This window comes from Simplicispira sp. 125, assembly GCF_003096555.1.
Lineage (GTDB): Bacteria > Pseudomonadota > Gammaproteobacteria > Burkholderiales > Burkholderiaceae_C > Simplicispira.
The window spans coordinates 2947585-2964365 of record NZ_QEKM01000001.1; the positions used below are offsets into that span (position 1 = coordinate 2947585).

At 65.6% G+C, this 16781-nt stretch carries 18 protein-coding genes; 8 read left to right on the forward strand and 10 right to left on the reverse strand.

The features are described 5' to 3' along the window. Positions 1–250 precede the first annotated feature (250 nt). The 7 genes from C8D04_RS13775 to C8D04_RS13805 all read left to right on the forward strand — a co-directional run bounded on the left by C8D04_RS13775 (position 251) and on the right by C8D04_RS13805 (position 5491). Positions 251–859, forward strand: a complete 609-nt coding sequence (locus tag C8D04_RS13775) for a class I SAM-dependent methyltransferase (protein WP_116005358.1) — start codon at positions 251–253, stop codon at positions 857–859. Further along, positions 856–1653, forward strand: coding sequence for a tRNA-uridine aminocarboxypropyltransferase (locus C8D04_RS13780; protein ID WP_116005359.1), 798 nt, complete (start codon positions 856–858; stop codon positions 1651–1653). Before C8D04_RS13775 ends, C8D04_RS13780 begins: the two co-directional genes overlap by 4 nt. Before the next feature lie 78 nt (positions 1654–1731). After that, positions 1732–2610, forward strand: a complete 879-nt coding sequence (locus C8D04_RS13785) for a PA4780 family RIO1-like protein kinase (protein ID WP_116005360.1) — start codon at positions 1732–1734, stop codon at positions 2608–2610. An 82-nt stretch (positions 2611–2692) separates the two neighbouring features. Then, positions 2693–3175, forward strand: coding sequence for a GNAT family N-acetyltransferase (locus C8D04_RS13790; protein ID WP_116006197.1), 483 nt, complete (start codon positions 2693–2695; stop codon positions 3173–3175). A 156-nt stretch (positions 3176–3331) separates the two neighbouring features. Next, on the forward strand, positions 3332–3583 hold the full coding sequence (locus tag C8D04_RS13795; RefSeq protein WP_116005361.1) for a hypothetical protein: 252 nt from the start codon (positions 3332–3334) through the stop codon (positions 3581–3583). A gap of 235 nt (positions 3584–3818) precedes the next feature. After that, positions 3819–4874, forward strand: coding sequence for a pirin family protein (locus C8D04_RS13800; protein ID WP_116005362.1), 1056 nt, complete (start codon positions 3819–3821; stop codon positions 4872–4874). Between the two features lie 146 nt (positions 4875–5020). Then, positions 5021–5491, forward strand: coding sequence for a peptidylprolyl isomerase (locus tag C8D04_RS13805; protein ID WP_116005363.1), 471 nt, complete (start codon positions 5021–5023; stop codon positions 5489–5491). A 134-nt stretch (positions 5492–5625) separates the two neighbouring features. Here the strand turns inward: C8D04_RS13805 and C8D04_RS13810 are convergent, their stop codons facing one another. The 8 genes from C8D04_RS13810 to C8D04_RS13845 are packed head-to-tail and all read right to left on the reverse strand — an operon-like array spanning position 5626 to position 13301. After that, the gene (locus tag C8D04_RS13810; RefSeq protein ID WP_116005364.1) at positions 5626–6570 is read right to left on the reverse strand and encodes an alpha/beta hydrolase; all 945 of its coding nucleotides are present in this window, start codon (positions 6568–6570) and stop codon (positions 5626–5628) included. Positions 6571–6576: 6 nt separating this feature from the next. Next, on the reverse strand, positions 6577–7629 hold the full coding sequence (locus tag C8D04_RS13815) for a CaiB/BaiF CoA-transferase family protein (protein WP_116005365.1): 1053 nt from the start codon (positions 7627–7629) through the stop codon (positions 6577–6579). Beyond that, complete coding sequence (locus tag C8D04_RS13820) at positions 7626–8777, reverse strand: acyl-CoA dehydrogenase family protein (RefSeq protein WP_116006198.1); 1152 nt, start codon at positions 8775–8777, stop codon at positions 7626–7628. The genes C8D04_RS13815 and C8D04_RS13820 overlap by 4 nt, the downstream gene beginning before the upstream one ends. A 10-nt stretch (positions 8778–8787) precedes the next feature. Continuing rightward, positions 8788–9618, reverse strand: a complete 831-nt coding sequence (locus tag C8D04_RS13825) for an SDR family oxidoreductase (RefSeq protein ID WP_116005366.1) — start codon at positions 9616–9618, stop codon at positions 8788–8790. Positions 9619–9636: 18 nt separating this feature from the next. Further along, positions 9637–10062: a MaoC/PaaZ C-terminal domain-containing protein gene (locus C8D04_RS13830; RefSeq protein ID WP_116005367.1), complete on the reverse strand. Its 426-nt coding sequence runs from the start codon at positions 10060–10062 to the stop codon at positions 9637–9639. 12 nt (positions 10063–10074) lie between these two features. Then, a complete protein-coding gene (locus tag C8D04_RS13835; protein WP_116005368.1) occupies positions 10075–10515 on the reverse strand; it encodes a MaoC family dehydratase N-terminal domain-containing protein in 441 nt (146 codons plus the stop codon). A 14-nt stretch (positions 10516–10529) separates the two neighbouring features. Then, positions 10530–11711 carry a lipid-transfer protein gene (locus tag C8D04_RS13840; protein WP_116005369.1) on the reverse strand — a complete coding sequence of 394 codons (1182 nt, stop codon included), beginning with the start codon at positions 11709–11711 and terminating at the stop codon, positions 10530–10532. 30 nt (positions 11712–11741) lie between these two features. Then, on the reverse strand, positions 11742–13301 hold the full coding sequence (locus tag C8D04_RS13845; protein ID WP_116005370.1) for a long-chain-fatty-acid--CoA ligase: 1560 nt from the start codon (positions 13299–13301) through the stop codon (positions 11742–11744). Positions 13302–13448: 147 nt separating this feature from the next. On the opposite strand from C8D04_RS13845, the gene C8D04_RS13850 reads away from it, so the two are divergent. Then, entirely contained in the window at positions 13449–14459 is a 1011-nt protein-coding gene (locus tag C8D04_RS13850; RefSeq protein ID WP_116005371.1) for an AraC family transcriptional regulator, read from the forward strand. A gap of 45 nt (positions 14460–14504) precedes the next feature. Here the strand turns inward: C8D04_RS13850 and C8D04_RS13855 are convergent, their stop codons facing one another. Continuing rightward, positions 14505–15665, reverse strand: a complete 1161-nt coding sequence (locus C8D04_RS13855; protein ID WP_116005372.1) for an iron-containing alcohol dehydrogenase — start codon at positions 15663–15665, stop codon at positions 14505–14507. A 195-nt stretch (positions 15666–15860) separates the two neighbouring features. Continuing rightward, a complete protein-coding gene (locus C8D04_RS13860) occupies positions 15861–16733 on the reverse strand; it encodes a type 1 glutamine amidotransferase (protein ID WP_116005373.1) in 873 nt (290 codons plus the stop codon). Between the last annotated feature and the right edge of the window lie 48 nt (positions 16734–16781).

Genomic DNA, 16781 nt, shown 5'->3' on the forward strand with positions numbered 1-16781 from the left:
GTAGCGAACTCACTATTTGATAGCTTCCAGCGCTTACCCCATCAGCGTTAGAAGCCTATTTGATTCAATTTTTTCAGCGCGAGGCTGTGGCGCCTGTGCGGCGGCCCTGTGGCCAGCAGGGCGTGGTTGCTCGGTGGGTGGGGGATACTCGGGCGCTCGAATGCCCTGGGGTCCGGCCCGCTGTGCCCGTGTTTTTAGCCTGGCGCCGTGGCGGTGCACGGGCCTTTTTTTCCGCAAAAAGGATGCGTCATTGAAATCAGCCAGCGCCACCACCTTCGACGAGGCGTACTACCAGCGCTTTTACTTCGACAAGAAAACCAGTGTGGTGGACCCGGCGCACATGGAGCGGCTGGGCACCTTTGTGTGCAGCTACCTCAAATACCTGCGCGTGCCGGTGCAGCGCGTGCTCGACATGGGCTGCGGGATAGGCCTGTGGAAAGGTATCGTGGCGCAACATTTTCCGGGGGCGGCGTACCAGGGCGTGGAGTTCAGCCCCTACCTGTGCGAACGTTTTGGCTGGCAGCAGGGCTCGGTGGTGGACTATGCGGCCGATGCGCCGTTTGACCTCGTCATCTGCCAGGGCGTGTTGCCCTACCTGAGCCCGCCCGACCTGAAGCGGGCGCTGCACAACCTGGGGCGCCTGAGCAAAGGCGCGCTGTATGTCGAGGCCGTCTCGCGCGAGGACTATGAGCGCGACACCATCGACGAAGACCTGACCGACCACCGCGTGTTTCGCCACCGCGCCGAGCTGTACCGCCGGGGCTTGGCGGAAGGCTGCCTAGAACTGGGCGGCGGCGTGTGGCTGAGCCGCCAGGCCGAGGTGCCGCTGTTTGAGCTGGAACACGCGAGCGGGCTGTGACGGGGGCTGAGGCGATCACTCCCGCAGCGCCGCACGCGGTATCGCGCCTGCGCGCCGCCCGCCTGGCGCGCAGCGCCAAACCTTTTCTGGCCCGGGGTGGCCCGCACGGCGAGCGCTGCCCGGGCTGCCGCCTGGTGCCCAGCCACTGCCTATGTGCGCTGCACCCCGGCATGGCCACCCACGCGGGCGTGTGTTTGCTGATGGCCGACATCGAGCCGCTCAAGCCCAGCAACACCGGCTGGCTGATTGCCGATGTGGTGCCCGACACCTTTGCCTTTGGCTGGGCGCGCACCGAGGTCGACCCCGCGCTGCTGGCGCTGCTGGCCGACCCGCAGTGGCAGCCTTATGTGGTGTTCCCCGGCGAATTTGTCGATGCGGCGCGTGTGGTCACCCAGCTGCGGCCTGCCGCGCACAACGCAGGCGCCACAGCCCAGCGCCCGCTGTTCATCCTGCTGGACGCCACCTGGCCCGAGGCGCGCAAGATGTTCCGCAAAAGCCCGTACCTGGACCGCTTTCCGGTGCTCAGCCTCGCGCCCGATCAGATCTCGCGCTACCGCCTGCGCCGCGCGCGCCGCGGTGACCAGTTTTGTACCGCCGAGGTCGCCGCCCTGTGCCTGGAACTGGCAGGCGAGCCCCAGGTGGCGCAGGTGCTTGATGCCTATCTGGAGGTGTTCACCCACCACTACCTGCAGGCAAAGCACCAGTTGCCGGTGGAGGACGACGGTGCAGCGCACCAGCGCCTGCGGCAGGTGCGTGGCCACGGTGGTGTGCACCGCCTGGATGCGGCTGCGTAATCGCTCGCGCAGCGCACGCCGGTAGCGAGGAGCCAGACACCACCCCAGGTCTTTCACCCAGCGCGCAAAATACCGCCCATGAAAGCACCCTCCCGCCTGCAGTCCCTCATCGACGAAGGCCTGATCGACACCGTGGTTCGCCAGTTGATGAGCGGCAAGGAAGCCATGGTTTTTGTGGTGCGCTGTGGCGACGAAACCCGCTGCGCCAAGATTTACAAAGAGGCCAACAACCGCAGCTTTCGCCAGGCGGTGGACTACACCGAGAACCGCAAGGTCAAAAACTCGCGCTCGGCGCGCGCCATCGCCAAGGGCAGCAAGTTTGGCCGGCAGGAGCAAGAGGCCGCCTGGCAGAACGCCGAGGTCGACGCGCTGTACCGCCTGGCCGCTGCAGGCGTGCGCGTGCCGCAGCCGTTCAATTTCCACGACGGTGTGCTGCTGATGGAGCTGGTGACCGACGCCCACGGCGACGCGGCCCCACGCCTGAACGATGTGGCCTTTTCCCCGGAAGACGCCCGCGCCCACCACGCGACGCTGGTGGCCGAAGTGGTGCGCATGCTGTGCGCGGGCGTGGTGCACGGTGATCTGTCAGAATTCAATATCCTGCTGGCGCACCTGCCTGGCATTGACGGCGAAGAGGGCCACGATGGGCCCGTCATCATCGACCTGCCCCAGGCCGTGGACGCCGCGGGCAACAACCACGCCCAGCGCATGCTGCTGCGCGACGTGGCCAACCTGCGCAATTTCTTTGGCCAGTTCGCACCCGAGCTGCGCACCACCCAATACGGCCCCGAGATCTGGAGCCTGTACCAGAGCGGCCTGCTGAGCAACGAAACGCCGCTGACCGGCCGCTACGCACCCGAGCGCGTTGACGTGGACATGCAGGCCGTGCTGCGCGAAATCGACGACGCGCGCGATGAAGAGGCCGCGCGCAGGCTGCGCATGGCCAGTGCGGCCTGAGGCCGTTGTGGCCCGACTGCGGCACAATCGCGCCCTTTTTGCGCGTGCGCTGCACCCAGACCAGGCCCGCCCCTTACCCACCATGCCCGCCCTTCACATTCGTACTTTCCGCCCGGGCGACGAACCCGCTTTGCGGGCGCTTTTCCACGCAGCGGTGCACGGCCTCGCCCACAAGGAATACACCCCCGAGCAGCTCGCCGCCTGGGCTCCACAGGACTACGACACGGTGCAGTGGGCCCGGCGCATGCAGGCCAACCAGCCCTTCATCGCCCAGGTGCCGGACACCGGGGCGGTGGCTGGATTTGCAGATCTGCAGGCCAGCGGGTACATCGACCAGTTCTTTGTCGCGCCAGCGTTTGCCGGGCAGGGCGTGGCCCGTGCGCTCATGGGCCACATCCACGCACAGGCTGCACAGCGCGGTATCGCCCAGTTGCACGCCGACGTGAGCCTGACGGCAGAGCCTTTCTTTGCCGCCTGCGGCTTTGTGGTGCAGGCACGCCAGCAGGCCGAGCGGCAGGGCGTGGTGCTGCACAACGCCCGCATGGTCAAGGTGTTGATCATGTGATTTGATCGCTGTGAGCGCTTTACGGTCCAGCTCCGGAAGCCCGTTTTGGCTTGTGATCCGGCCCCGCACTGTGTCTTTGGGCCCGCAAGTGCCTTACAGTAGCCGCCCCGCCCTGCACAAATCCACCCCACCACAGCCCCCCAGGGCTTTCACCCCATGACCAAAGAACTGGCCCGACAGCGCGAACTGAACCCGATGGAACTGTGCGAGGCCTGCAAGGGCATCCAGCGCAACTGGCGCCGTGCGCCCGGCCATGCCGAACTGGTGCAGCGCGGCAACCGCAAGGAAGACCGCCCGAGTGGCACTGTCACCATCACCCGCTACCAGTGCGACCACTGCGGTACCTCCTGGGAGTACGAGAACGACAAGAAGAACCAGCAAGCGGGCTGGTCGGTGGTGGGGCGCTGATACACCTTCAATTGCTATTTATTTTGTAGCTTTTAACGGTTGATACGCGGGCGTAAAAGGCACTTTTTTGCTCTATCTGTGTCTGACCACTGAAGGCATCGGCCCTTGCGTGCAGCCAGGCAGCACCAAAGAGCCTTCTTCCCAAGCCGTCTCAACAATGCAACGCACTGTCCCACCACGGGGGGCTTTTCGTGCAGGCCGATCACCGGTCCAATAGAGGGGAAGGAGCCACGCCATGTCGCAACACACCACCCCCGTTCTAAACAGCCAGCCGCTGGGCCCGCAGTGGCCCACGCTCGACCCGTTTCTTTTCTGCGCTCACCATGACGATGCCTACCCCGCAGGCAACGCCGCGTTCGGCCCCGCCGTGCCCATTGAAGACCGCCAGATCGGCAGCGACTTCAGCCGCAAGGACGGCTGGAGCATGTACCACGGCGACACCGTGCCGGGCTTTCCGGGCCACCCGCACAGGGGCTTTGAAACCGTGACGCTGGTGCGCAAGGGCCTCATCGACCATTCCGACTCGCTGGGCGCTGCGGCGCGGTTTGGCGGCGGCGATGTGCAGTGGGTCACCGCCGGCAAGGGCATCGTGCATTCTGAGATGTTCCCGCTGCTGAGCGCCAGCGAACCCAATCCGCTGGAGCTGTTCCAGATCTGGCTGAACCTGCCCGCGCGCAACAAGATGGTGGAGCCGCACTTCACCATGCTGTGGAACGAGCGCATTCCGCGCCTCGTCCACCACGACGACGCTGGGCGCGCGACCACGGTAACGGTGGTGGCCGGTGCACTGCCGGGAGCGCCCAGCCCGCTGGCACCGCCCCCGGAGTCGTGGGCCTCGCAGCCCGAGGCCGACGTGGCCATCTGGACGCTGCGCATGGACCCCGGCGCCCAGTGGACGCTGCCCGCTGCACAAGGCCAAGGCACGCGCCGCATGCTGTACTTCTTCATGGGCGAGGGCCTGCGCGTGGGGCCGCAGGACGTGGGCCAGCATGCCGCGCTGGAGCTGGTGGCGGGCCAGGACTGGCCACTGACCAACACCGGCGCCACGCCCGTGGAATGCCTGGTACTGCAAGGCCAGCCCATTGCCGAGCCCGTGGCGCAATACGGCCCGTTTGTGATGAACACCCAGCAGGAGATCATGCAGGCCCTGCAGGACTACCGCCGCACCCAGTTCGGCGGTTGGCCCTGGCCCGAGCAGGATCCAGTGCACGGCACCGAAGCGCGCCGGTTTGCGCGCTACCCGGGGCAAACGCAGGAAGAGCGCCCCGCTGAGGCCGTGGCTGGCGGATAGGCTGCGCGCCACGGGCCCTGTTCGGCAGGCGTGCGGATCGAGGGCGCCTCGTGGACAATCGGCGGTTTTGATGCGCACGCGGGTGCCAGGGCTCGGCCCACCGCACCGCCGCGCTGTTTCCCTCCACTGAAAGCGCAAGCAACATCATGGCCATCACCAAAGACTCTGCCGTCACCATCACCTACAAAGTCACCACGCCCCAGGGCAAGCCGCTGGACGGGGGCAGCCTGTCGTACCTGCATGGCGGCTACGAAAACATCTTCCCCAAGGTCGAAGCCGCGCTGGAAGGCCAGGCCGTGGGCTTCAGCACCGCACTGGACCTGGCCGCGGAAGACGCCTTTGGCGAGCGCGATGAGGGCCTGGTGCGTACCATCCCCAAGAGCGAGTTCCCCCCGGGCGTGAAGGTGGGCGGACAACTACAGGCGGTGGACAACGAAGGCCAGCCCCAGGTGTTCAACGTGGTCAAGATCAAGGGCCCCGAGGTGCATCTGGACGGCAACCACCCGCTGGCGGGACAGGCGCTGAAGTTCAGCTGCAAAGTGACTGAAGTGCGCGCTGCAAGTGCCGAAGAAATCGCCCACCGCCATGTGCATGGTGCGCATGGCCACCAGCATTAAAAACTATCATTTTTATAGCTGCTAGCGCTTACCTGAAAAGCGCTAGAGGCAAAAAAACCATCAAATTTTTTGCAAGCAGCGCTCGGCTTGTAAAACGACGCCGCGCAGAGAGGTGAGGCCTGGCCCCGCCGCCCTCACCGCTGCAAAAACCGCTGCACCACAGCCAGCGTTGCCACCGGGTCTTCTTCCTGCGGCACATGGCCCAGGCCTTCAAACACGACGAGCTGCGAGCCTGCAATGTCCGCCGCAAAACGGTCGCCGTTCACAGGCGGTATCAGCCGGTCGTGCTGGCCCCACAAAATGAGCGTGGGCAGTTGCAGGCCGCGGATGTCCTGCTCGCGCCCCGTGTTGCGCTGGGCCATGCGCACCGCCAGCGCATGGCGGTTGCCCGCGCGGCGGGCCAGGTCGCTATAGCGCTGCACCAGCTCGGGCGTGACCCGCCCCGGATCGCCATAGACGTTGCGCACCGATTTTTCGACCATGCCGGGTGGCAGCAGATAGCCCATCAGTGCACTCAGGCCCGGTGTGCGTGCCACCCGAAAGGCCAGTGGCATGGATTCGGGCTCAAAGGCATAGCCCGCAGCGTCCACCAGAATGAGCTTTTCCACCCGCTGCGGCGCGGCGTGCGCCGTGGCCCAGGCGACTTCGCCGCCCAGCGAATTGCCGCCGATGACAAAACGCTGCACACCCAACTGGTCGAGCAGCGCCAGCACCAAGCGCACATAGACGGTCATCGAATAATCGTCAGCGGCATTCGGGCCGGTGAGGCCAAAGCCCGGCAAATCGAAGCGGATCACTCGGCGGGTTTTGCGCAGTTCCTCGGCCCAGCCGTCCCAGGTGTGCAGGCTCGCAGACGTGCCGTGGACCAGCACGAGGGGCGCGGGGTCATCCCTCGGGCCTTCGTCGCGCAGGTGCACGCGCTGGCCGTCCACCCCGATGAAGGTGGACGGTGCCTGCGCCCAGCGTTTCTCCACGTCGGCGGGTGCGAGATCGGGCGCCCAGGCCCAGGCCAGCAGCGCTGCGGTGGCGAGCACCAGCAGCGCCAGCAGGGCCAGAACAATGCGCAGTCCGGCTTTCATCGTTGTCTATCCGGCCTTGCCATCGAGCGGCAGAAAGCGCGGCGCAGGCGCCACGTCAAAGCCTGCGCCCGCCGTGCGCACGTAGGTACCCCGCGCCACGTTGTGCGGGTGCTCTGCCGCCTGCGCCACGCTGAGCACCGGCGCAAAGCACACGTCCGTGCCTTCCAGCAAGGCATCCCAGTGCGCGCGCGGCTGGCTGGCAAACAGGGCCGTCAGGCGGTCTTTGAGGGCAGGCCAGGTGCGCGGGTCAAACTGGCGCTTCAGGTCCACGTCGCCCAAACCGAGCTTTTGCAGGAGCAGCGCGTAGAACTGCGGCTCCAGCGCGCCCAGCGTGATGCTGCCGCCATCGGCGCAGCGGTACACGTCGTAGAAGGGCGAATCGTGGAACGGGCTGGGGTGCGGGCCGTCCAGCTGGCCGCTGCCGCGAATCCACTGCGCAATGCCGCCCAGCATGGCCACGATGTCGACGATGGCGGCGTCCACCACGCGGCCCTGGCCGCTGGTTTTGGCTTCCAGAATGGCGCAGACCATGCCAAACGCCAGGCCCAGCGCGCCCCCCGCATCACCCACCACCGTGGGCGGCACGATGGGCCGCTCGCCCCGGTGCGCCGAGAGCGAGAGCATGCCGGTCAGCGCCACGTAGTTCAGGTCGTGCCCGGCCGCCTGTGCCAGCGGGCCGCTCTGGCCCCAGCCGGTCATGCGGCCGTAGACGATGCGCGGGTTGGCCTTGGCGCAGTCGGCCGGGCCAAGCTTTAGGCGCTCCATCACGCCGGGGCGGTTGCCTTCGATCAGCGCGTCGGCCTGGGCCACCAGGGCCAAGGCCTCGGCGCGGGCGGCGTCCTGCTTGAGGTCGAGCAGCACCACGGTTTTGCCACGCCGCAAGGGGTTGTCACCGCTGCCGCCGAGTTGCGCCGCCACAGCGCCCTGCTGCGGGCGGGCAATCACCGTGACCTCGGCGCCCATGTCGGCCAGCATGCGCGCGGCCAGCGGGCCAGGGCCAATTCCTTCGAATTCGACGATGCGGATGCCGGCGAGGGGGGAAGACAGTGGCGCGCTCATGTGCCCAGTCTCCGTGCAATCAAGTCTTTCATGATTTCCGTCGTGCCTCCGTAAATGCGTTGAATGCGGGCATCAGCATACAGGCGCGCAATCGGGTACTCGGCCATGTAGCCATAGCCGCCGAAGAGCTGAAGACATTCGTCGGTCACCTTGCCCTGCTGCTCGGTGCACCACCATTTGGCCATGTAGGCGGCTTCGTCGTCCAACGTGCCATCGAGCAGGCGCTGGATGCAGTCGTTCACGAAACTGCGCACCACATGGGCCAGGGTGGCGCATTCGGCCAGCTTGAAGCGGGTGTTTTGAAAGTCGAACACGCTCTGTCCGAAGGCTTTGCGGCCCTTGGTGTACTCCACCGTCAATTCGACGGCCCGCTCGATCACCGCCGCAGCGGGCACGGCCAGCAGCAGGCGCTCGTAGGGCAGCTGGCTCATCAGTTGGCGAAAGCCTTGGCCTTCCTGCCCGCCGAGCAACTGGTCCGCTTTCAGGCGCACGCCGTCAAAGAACAGCTCGGCGGTGTCCGACGCATGCTGGCCCAGCTTCTCCAGCCGCCTGCCGACACGAAAGCCGGGCAGGTTTTCGGTCTCCAGCACCACCAGCGAGACACCGCTGCTGCCCGGCCCGCCGGTGCGCACGGCGACCACCAGCAAGTTGGCAGTGAAGCCGTTGGTGATGAAGGTTTTGGCGCCGTCGATCACATAGTGGTCACCGTCTTTGCTGGCCTTGGTGCGCAGCGCTTTCAGATCGGAGCCACAGCCGGGCTCGGTCAGTGCGATACCCGCGAGCATCTCTCCGCTGGCCAGCCGGGGCAGCCAGCGCTGCTTTTGCTCCTCGGTGCCGTAGTCCAGGATGTAGTGCGCGGCAATGGTGTGCACGGCCGTGTTGGCGGGCACTTCGGCGCGGGCCAGTTCGTCCTGCACCACCAGCTGGTAGGCCAGGTTGGCGCCTGCGCCGCCATACGCCTCGGGCATCTCGGGCAGCAGAAAGCCCAGCTCGCCAAACGGGCGCCAGACCTCGCGCGGGATGAAGCCCTGGCGGCGCCAGCCGTCCAGGTGCGGCACCAGCTCGTTGGTGATGAAACGCCTGGCCTGTTCTCTGAACGCTTCGATGTCTTCATCCATCCAGGCGTGGCGATGCAGTTGGGGCAGCAGGCTCATGGCATCAAATCCCCGTCAGGCCACCGCTGCACATCAGCGTTTGGCCGCTCACATAGTCGGACTCGGGGATGCACAGCAGGTACACGGCCCCTGCGGCCTCGTCGGGCGTGCCGCCACGGCCCAGGGGAATCGAGCGTTCCATGGCCGCCATCAGGTCGGGATTGACGCCCACCTTGATCTCGCGGCCATCGATGTTCTCGGTGGCGTCGCTGTCGGCGCTCACCGTCAAGCGCGTCTTGATGAAGCCGTAGGCCACGCAGTTGACGGTCACGTTCATGCGGCCCCATTCCTTGGCCAGCGTCTGCGTCATGCCGACAATGCCGGCCTTGGCCGTGGAGTAGTTGGTCTGCCCGGCGTTGCCGAACAGGCCGGCCACCGACGAGATGTTGACCACCTTGCGCACCACGCTCTTACCGGCTTCCTTTTCCTGCTTGGAGAGCGCACGGATGACGGGCTGCGCGGCGCGCAGGATGCGAAACGGCGCCGTCAGGTGCACATCGAGCATGGCGTACCACTGCTCGTCGGTCATCTTCTGCACCACGTTGTCCCAGGTGTAGCCAGCGTTGTTGACGATGATGTCCAGGCCCTTGAATTCGCTCACCGCCGTGCCGATGAAGCGCTCGGCAAAATCGGGCGCTGTCACGCTGCCAATGCAGGCCACGGCCTGCCCACCGGCAGCGCGGATGGCCGCGACGACTTCTTGCGCGGGGGCTTCGTCGAGGTCATTGACGACGACATGCGCGCCTTCGCTGGCGAGCTTGAGCGCGATGGAGCGGCCGATGCCGCGGCCCGAGCCGGTGATGAGGGCGACCTTGCCTTCGAGTTTCTTTGTCATGGGGTTCCTTGTGTGGGTTCAGGCCAGCGCCACGAGGGCATCGCCGACGATTTTGGTTTGGCCAAACTGGTTGGCACTGGTGAGCTCGATGCGCACGCAGTGCTCGCCGTTGTGCTCGAGCTTCTCGACGATGCGACCGCTGCAGCGCATGGCGTTGCCCAGGTGCGTGATGCCCTGAAAACGTGCATTGAATGTGCGCAACTGGCTTTGCGGCGCCCACGCGGTGACCACGCGGCCCAGCCAGGCCATGCCCAACATGCCTTGGGAAAACACATCGGGCATGCCGGCGCGGCGTGCGACATCGATATCGATGTGCATGGGATTGTGGTCGCCCGACGCGCCGGAAAACAGCGCCAGCGTGGTGCGGTCGACCGGTGGCAGTTGCAGGTCGGGCAGGGTATCGCCGACCTGGATCTGCGCAAAGCTAGGTGTCTTGAATGTCATGGCGTTCTCCCGTCAGTGGCGAACCACGAGCACCGTGCGCATCTCGGCCACGAGCTCGTTCTTTTGATTGGTGGCGCGGGAGGTCTTGACGACAAATTCCAGTGCGCCATTTTTCTTGTCATAGATATCGCCGATTTCGGAGCGCACCGTGATGGTGTCGCCCGCGCAGGCGCTGCGGTGGTAGGTGAAGCTCTGTTCACCGTGCAGCAGTTTGGCGATAGGCACGTCCAGCAGGGTCAACAGCGCGTCGGTGGCGCCCGAATCGAGTTCCGCGCCAAAGAGGAAGGTGGGCGGAGCCGGCAGATCGGCGTAGCCCGCCGATTGCGCGGCCTGCACGTCGGTGTACTCGGGCGCGGTCTCGCCAATGGCCTTGGCAAAAAAGCGCAGGCGGCTGCGGTCCAGCGCCATTTCGGACGGTGGCAGCGCATGGCCAATCCATTTCTTGTCAATCATGTCAGCACTCCGTTTCAAACTTTTTCATACAGGGTGACGACGCAGGCGCCGCCCAGACCCAGGTTGTGCTGCAGCGCCAGGCGCGCACCATCCACTTGGCGCTGCTCGGCTGTGCCGCGCAGCTGGTGCGTGAGTTCAAAGCACTGCGCCAGACCCGTGGCGCCCAGTGGGTGGCCTTTGCTCAGCAAGCCGCCCGAGGGGTTGGTGACGACCTTGCCGCCATAGGTGTTGTCGCCGTCGTCGACAAACTTTTCAGCACCGCCCACGGGGCACAGGCCCAGGGCCTCGTAGCTGAGCAGTTCGTTCTGCGCAAAGCAGTCGTGCAGCTCGACCACGTCGATGTCCTGCGGGCCGATGCCTGCCGCCTCGTACACCTGCTGGGCGGCGTCGCGGGCCATGCTGAAACCGACCACTTCGCGCATGTCGCGGGCTTCGAAGGTGACGGGCTTGTCGGTCGTCATCGCCTGCGCCTTGATGCGTACGCGCTGGTCCAGGCCGTGCTTTTGCGCAAAGGCGGCCGAGCACACGATGGCGGCGGCGGCGCCGCAGGTGGGCGGACAAGCCATCAGGCGGGTCAGCACGCCGGGCCACAGCATCTTGGCGTCCATCACCTCCTGCTCGGTGACCACGGTGCGAAACACGGCCAGCGGGTTGTTGGCGGCGTGGCGGCTGGCTTTGGCGCGGATCTTGGCAAAGGTGGAAAGCGGCGTACCGAACTCGTCCATGTGCACTTTTCCTGCGCCAGCAAAGTAGCGCAGTGCCAGTGGCAGATCGGACTGCACCAGCTCGTTGGTGGCAGCGTCGAACCGCTCGAACGGGCTGGGGCGGTCATTGAACACGGCGCCCAGGGCCCCCGGGTTCATGTGTTCGAAACCCAGCGCCAGCACGCAGTCGGCGGCGCCACTGGCCACGGCCTGGCGCGCCAGGAACAACGCGGTCGAACCGGTGGAACAGTTGTTGTTGACGTTGACCACGGGAATGCCGGTCATGCCCACCTCGTAGAGCGCGCGCTGGCCGGAGGTGGAGTCGCCATACACATAGCCGACATAGGCCTGCTGCACTTGGTCGTAGCGGACCCCCGCATCTTGCAGGGCCGCGCGGGTGGCATGCGCCGCCATCTGGGGGTAGGGCTCGTTGGCGCCCGGCTTGGTGAATGGGATCATGCCGACCCCGCAAACGAATACATCACAGCTCATCAGAATCTCCTGGATCAAGAAAGGGAATGTTTAGGCGATACCGCGCTCACGGCCCTGCCAGAAGGGCTCACGAAGCCGGGTTTTGAGAATTTTTCCGGCTCCCGTCATCGGCAGCGCATCCACGAACGCAACGCTGCGCGGGCTCTTATAACCAGCGATCAAGGTCTTGCAGTGCGCAATGATTTCTTCGGCGGTCACCTGCTGCCCAGGCGCGAGCACCACCACCGCATGCACGGCCTCGCCCCACTGCGGGTCGGGAATGGCAATCACCGCGCTCATCGCCACCGCCGGGTGTTTGGCCAGGGCGTTTTCGACCTCGGCCGAGAAGACGTTCTCGCCACCGGTCTTGATCATGTCCTTGATGCGATCGACCACGGTGACGAAACCGTCCTCGTCCATGCGGCCACCGTCGCCGGTGTGCATCCAGCCGTCGCGCAGCGCAGCAGCCGTGAGTTCAGGCTGATTCCAGTAGCCAATCATCACGTTGGGGCCGCGCACGATGATCTCGCCCACCGTGCCGCGCGGCACTTCGGTTCCTTCGCCATCGACGATCTTGGCTTCGGTGCAAAACGTGGCGCGGCCAGAGCAACCCAGCTTGCCCAGGTGCCGGTTTTCTTCCGCCAGGTAAGTCGACGGCAAGATGGTGCCCACAGGCGAGAGCTCGGTCATGCCGAAGCCCTGGAACACCTCGGCCTGGGGAATCGCTTTTTGAGCACGCAGCAGCAAGGCATCGGGCAGCGCTGAGGCGCCGTAGAACACGGTGCGCAGGGAGCTCAGGTCGCGGTGCGGGCCCATGCTGGGATGGTCCAGCATCATCTGGATCATGGTGGGCACCAGGCACAGGTTGGTCACGCGGTGCTGCTCGATGGTATCGAGCACCTTGGCCGGGTCAAACGCCGGGATGATGGAATGCGTATTGCCTTCCACCCAGTGCGGGAACGCCAGGCCCATGTCGGCCAGGTGGAACATGGGCGCAGCGTGCAGATAGGTGCCCCCCGGGCGCGCCAGGCCTTCGGCCCGCACCGCCAGGCCCGAGCTGCACAGGTTGTTGTGGCTCAGCATCACGCCCTTGGGGAAGCCCGTGGTGCCGCCGGTATAAAAAATGCCCGCCAGGTCATTCCCCCGGCGCAGCGCATCGGCCACCGGCGCGGTTTGGGCGACCAGTGCTTCGTAGCCGTGCATGCCCTCGGGCGTTTCGCCATCGCCACAGTAGATGAACTCGCGCAGCGTGGTCGATTCACGCCGGAACTGTGCCACCATGCCCTTGAAGGTTTCATCCACCAGCAGAACGGTCGAGCCCGAATCTTCCAGTGAATACAGGATTTCTGCGGGTGACCAGCGGATGTTGCAAGGATTGAGTACCGCCCCCGCCCAGGGCACAGCCATCTGGTATTCCAGGTAGCGCTCGGAGTTGAGCGACAGCATGGCCACGCGGTCGCCGCTCTGCACGCCGAGCTTTTGCAGCGCTCCGGCAAAACGCGCCACACGATCGGCAAACTCGCCAAAAGTGCGTGTCTGCTCGCCCCAGCGCACAGCGATGCGGTGGGGGTGCTGTTGCACCGAGCGGTGCAGGCTTTGGGTCAGGTACATGGGGTTTGTCTCCTAAAGTGGAAGGGAGTCAGCAACGCTTTTCTTCTCGGCCCATGGTACAAACCAGGTGCCTTTCGGGCGATGGCAACAGGCACCGTTCTAATGGCAGAACACCTCACAATCCCCTCTGTAGGCAAGTGTCCGTGCATGCTTTCTCCTCCATCGAGCATTCCCATCGTTTTCGTGCACAGCATGCTGGCCGGCTTGGCGGCGGCGAAGCAGCCGACGCAGGAATGGCTGGCTGCGGCTGGTATTGCGCCGGCTTTGCTGGACCACCCGTCTGCCCGCGTCACGGCCGATCAGTACGCGCGCCTGCTGCAGGCGCTGATGGAGCGATCTGGGGATGAAGCCCTGGGGTTTCTCTCACGGCCTCTGCGGCCGGGCACACTGGCCTTGCTGGCTCGCAGCACGCTGGGCGCGGGCACCCTGGGCGTGGCGCTGCGGCGCCTGGTGCGCGCCTTTGGACTGGTGCAGGATGACCTGTGCATGGACCTTCTGCATGAAGGGAGCCTGAGCGCAGTAGCGCTGCGTCCTGCCAACCCCACAGCGGCCTACCCGGTCTTTTTGCACGAACTGATGCTGCGTGTGTTCTGGCGCCTGCTGGCCTGGCTGGCTGGTGGACGCCTACCGGTGCATCGCTTTGACTTCGCCTTCCCGCGCCCGCCCCACGCCAGCAGTTACGCGCAGCTGTTTCCAGGGAACGTGGTGTTCGACCAACCCTGCTGCGCATTCTGGTTCGACAGCCGACGCTTGCAAACGCCCGTGCGGCGCGACGAGGCGGCGCTGCGAAGTTTCCTGGCCGAAGCCCAGACCCAGATCATCATTCCCCGCCGCGGTGAAGGCTCCCTGCCCGCACGGGTACGCGCCCACCTGCTGCGGGAGCAGCCCCATTGGCCCAGCCTCGCATCGTGCGCTGCGGCATTGAACATGGCCGTCTCCACCTTGCAGCGACGCCTGACCGAAGAGCACACCTCGTTTCGCGCCGTCAAGGACAGCCTGCGGCGCGACATGGCCATTGCGCGGCTCAACAGCAGCCAGGTTCCATTGGCGGTGCTGGCAGGCGAACTGGGGTTTTCCGACAGCGCCGCCTTCCAGCGCGCGTTCAAGGGATGGACCGGCGCACCACCGGGCAGCTACCGACACCCGGAGCAAGGGTAGCCATCGGGCGGCGCGCGCCCCGCCGCCCTGGGTGGCCCACCCGTTTCAGAGTGCGGCTTCGAGAATCGCCCGGCTGATTTCTGGCGTGATGGCGCGCTGCTCGCCCAGCTTGACCATGCCGTGCTCGGTCAGGGCTTTCACTACCGCATCCACCGCCTCACCGCCCAATTGGTAGGCCGATAGCCGGGTAGGAATGCCCACGCTTTCAAAGAACTGCGCCGTGCGGGCAATGGCCGCGTCGATGCGCTCGTCGTCGCTGCCCTCGGTGATCTGCCAGACGCGCGCGGCGTACTGCAGCAGCTTCTCGCGCTTGGCCTCACGCCGTGCCTGCATCACCTGCGGCAGCACGATGGCCAGCGTGCGCGCATGGTCGATGCCGTAGAGCGCGGTCAGCTCGTGACCGATCATGTGCGTCGCCCAATCCTGCGGCACACCGGCGCCGATCAACCCGTTGAGTGCCAGCGTAGCCGTCCACATCAGGCTGGCGCGGTTGTCGTAGTCGGGCTCTCCCTCCTGCATGGCGCGCGGCGCCAGCTCGATCAGGGTTTGCAGCAGGCCTTCGGCAAACCGGTCTTGCGCCGGGGCATTCACCGGGTAGGTCAGGTATTGCTCCATGGTGTGCACAAAAGCATCCACCAGGCCGTTGGCAATCTGCCGGGGGGGCAGGGTGTAGGTCTTGGTGGGGTCGAGCACCGAAAACTGCGGGAAGCACAGCGGGCTGGAGAAAGCCAGCTTGGCATGCGTGGCCTTGCGCGTCACCACGCCGCCGCTGTTCATCTCGGAGCCGGTGGCGGGCAGGGTGAGCACGGCGCCCATGGGCAGGGCGCGGGTGATGTTGCCGCCGCGCTTTTCCAGGATGCTCCAGGTGTCACCCTCAAACGGCACGGCGGCGGCAACGAACTTGCTGCCGTCGAGCACCGAGCCGCCCCCCACCGCCAGCAGATAGTCGATGCGCTCGGCACGCGCCATGTCCACGGCGCGCGAAAGCGTTTCGTAGGTGGGATTGGGCTCGATGCCGCCAAACTCGAACACGGTGCGCTCGCCCAGAGCCGCCAGCACTTCAGCGAGCGTTCCGGTGCTGCGCGCGCTGCCGCCGCCGTAGAGCACCAGCACGCGGGCGTCCTGCGGTACCAGGCGCGCCAGCTCGGCCACCTTGTTCTGGCCAAAGACGATGCGGGTGGGGTTATAAAACTCGAAATTCAGCATGAAATGCTCCAGTAAAAAGGGGGTGCGCGCAGAGGTAGCGGCGTGTTGGGCCATGCTACTGCGCACGGCGCCGAAGCTCCTGTAACGCGGTGGACACCCCTTGGCAGCAGTGGAACATTCAAGCGCCTGAAAATCTTTTTTGATAGCTGTCAGCGCTTACCCAGTAAGCGTTAGAGGCTATTTTTAATGTAAATATCAATCCTGGCGCAGCAGCGCCTGGCGCAGCAGGCGGGCGGCGCGGTCGCGGATATGCAGGGGGCTGTGGCCCGGGAACGGGAAAGAATGGGCCGCCGTGCAGGCGTTCAGGAAATCGCGCAGGATGGCCGTATCGTCCACGGTTTGGGTGCCTGCCTTGTGGAACTCGGGGTGCCACTGCGTCGCCGCAATGTAGCCGCCCCGCCCGCGCCCCGGGCGGCGGCGGATCGCCTCGGGCACACCGTCAGGGTGGCTGTAGGCCTCGACCACAAAGTCCGGCGCGAGCTGCTTGATGCCCTGGTGGTGGATGCTGTTGACGCACACACGCCGCTGCCCCGGGTACAACTGCGCCAGGCGGGTACCCGGCACGATGTCGATGTCATGGAAATGCTGGTCGTAGGTGCTGGCGTTGCGGTGCAGCTGCGCCCCAGGGTGCTGCACCTGCAGATCTTGGTACAGCGTGCCGCCAAACGCCACGTTGATGAGTTGCAGCCCACGGCACACGCCAAAAATGGGTTTTCCCGCCTGGGCGAAGGCCTCGACCACGGCCAGGTCGTACAGGTCGCGCACACGGTCGCCCTGCCATTCGTCGCGCATGGGCACTTCGCCGTAGCTGCCGGGCCAGACATCGGCACCGCCGTGCATCACCACCCCGTCGAGCCAGTCGGCATAGTGCGCCAGGGTCACATCACCACGTGCCGTCTCACCCGTGGGGCACGGCACCATGACCACCATGGCCCCGGCAGACATGATCCAGTGGGCAATGGACTGCTCCACATACTGCAGTGTCTTTCCAGTGAAAAGCGAGCGTTCGGGGTCAGCGTGCTGGAAACAGGCCGACAGACCGATCTTGAGACGGCGCGGTGCAAACATGCTTCTTTGTAGCACTGCACCCGCTCTGGTGCTGTAGGAGCAGGCCAC

Excerpts from the sequence above, each read along its gene's own strand:
- C8D04_RS13825 (WP_116005366.1), bottom strand. The coding sequence starts at position 9,618 with ATGACAAAGAAACTCGAAGGCAAGGTCGCCCTCATCACCGGCTCGGGC.
- C8D04_RS13835 (WP_116005368.1), bottom strand. The coding sequence starts at position 10,515 with ATGATTGACAAGAAATGGATTGGCCATGCGCTGCCACCGTCCGAAATG.
- C8D04_RS13860 (WP_116005373.1), bottom strand. The coding sequence starts at position 16,733 with ATGTTTGCACCGCGCCGTCTCAAGATCGGTCTGTCGGCCTGTTTCCAG.
- C8D04_RS13840 (WP_116005369.1), bottom strand. The coding sequence starts at position 11,711 with ATGAGCTGTGATGTATTCGTTTGCGGGGTCGGCATGATCCCATTCACC.
- C8D04_RS13790 (WP_116006197.1), top strand. The coding sequence starts at position 2,693 with ATGCCCGCCCTTCACATTCGTACTTTCCGCCCGGGCGACGAACCCGCT.
- C8D04_RS13810 (WP_116005364.1), bottom strand. The coding sequence starts at position 6,570 with ATGAAAGCCGGACTGCGCATTGTTCTGGCCCTGCTGGCGCTGCTGGTG.
- C8D04_RS13830 (WP_116005367.1), bottom strand. The coding sequence starts at position 10,062 with ATGACATTCAAGACACCTAGCTTTGCGCAGATCCAGGTCGGCGATACC.
- C8D04_RS13795 (WP_116005361.1), top strand. The coding sequence starts at position 3,332 with ATGACCAAAGAACTGGCCCGACAGCGCGAACTGAACCCGATGGAACTG.
- C8D04_RS13855 (WP_116005372.1), bottom strand. The coding sequence starts at position 15,665 with ATGCTGAATTTCGAGTTTTATAACCCCACCCGCATCGTCTTTGGCCAG.
- C8D04_RS13845 (WP_116005370.1), bottom strand. The coding sequence starts at position 13,301 with ATGTACCTGACCCAAAGCCTGCACCGCTCGGTGCAACAGCACCCCCAC.
- C8D04_RS13800 (WP_116005362.1), top strand. The coding sequence starts at position 3,819 with ATGTCGCAACACACCACCCCCGTTCTAAACAGCCAGCCGCTGGGCCCG.
- C8D04_RS13785 (WP_116005360.1), top strand. The coding sequence starts at position 1,732 with ATGAAAGCACCCTCCCGCCTGCAGTCCCTCATCGACGAAGGCCTGATC.
- C8D04_RS13815 (WP_116005365.1), bottom strand. The coding sequence starts at position 7,629 with ATGAGCGCGCCACTGTCTTCCCCCCTCGCCGGCATCCGCATCGTCGAA.
- C8D04_RS13850 (WP_116005371.1), top strand. The coding sequence starts at position 13,449 with ATGCTTTCTCCTCCATCGAGCATTCCCATCGTTTTCGTGCACAGCATG.
- C8D04_RS13805 (WP_116005363.1), top strand. The coding sequence starts at position 5,021 with ATGGCCATCACCAAAGACTCTGCCGTCACCATCACCTACAAAGTCACC.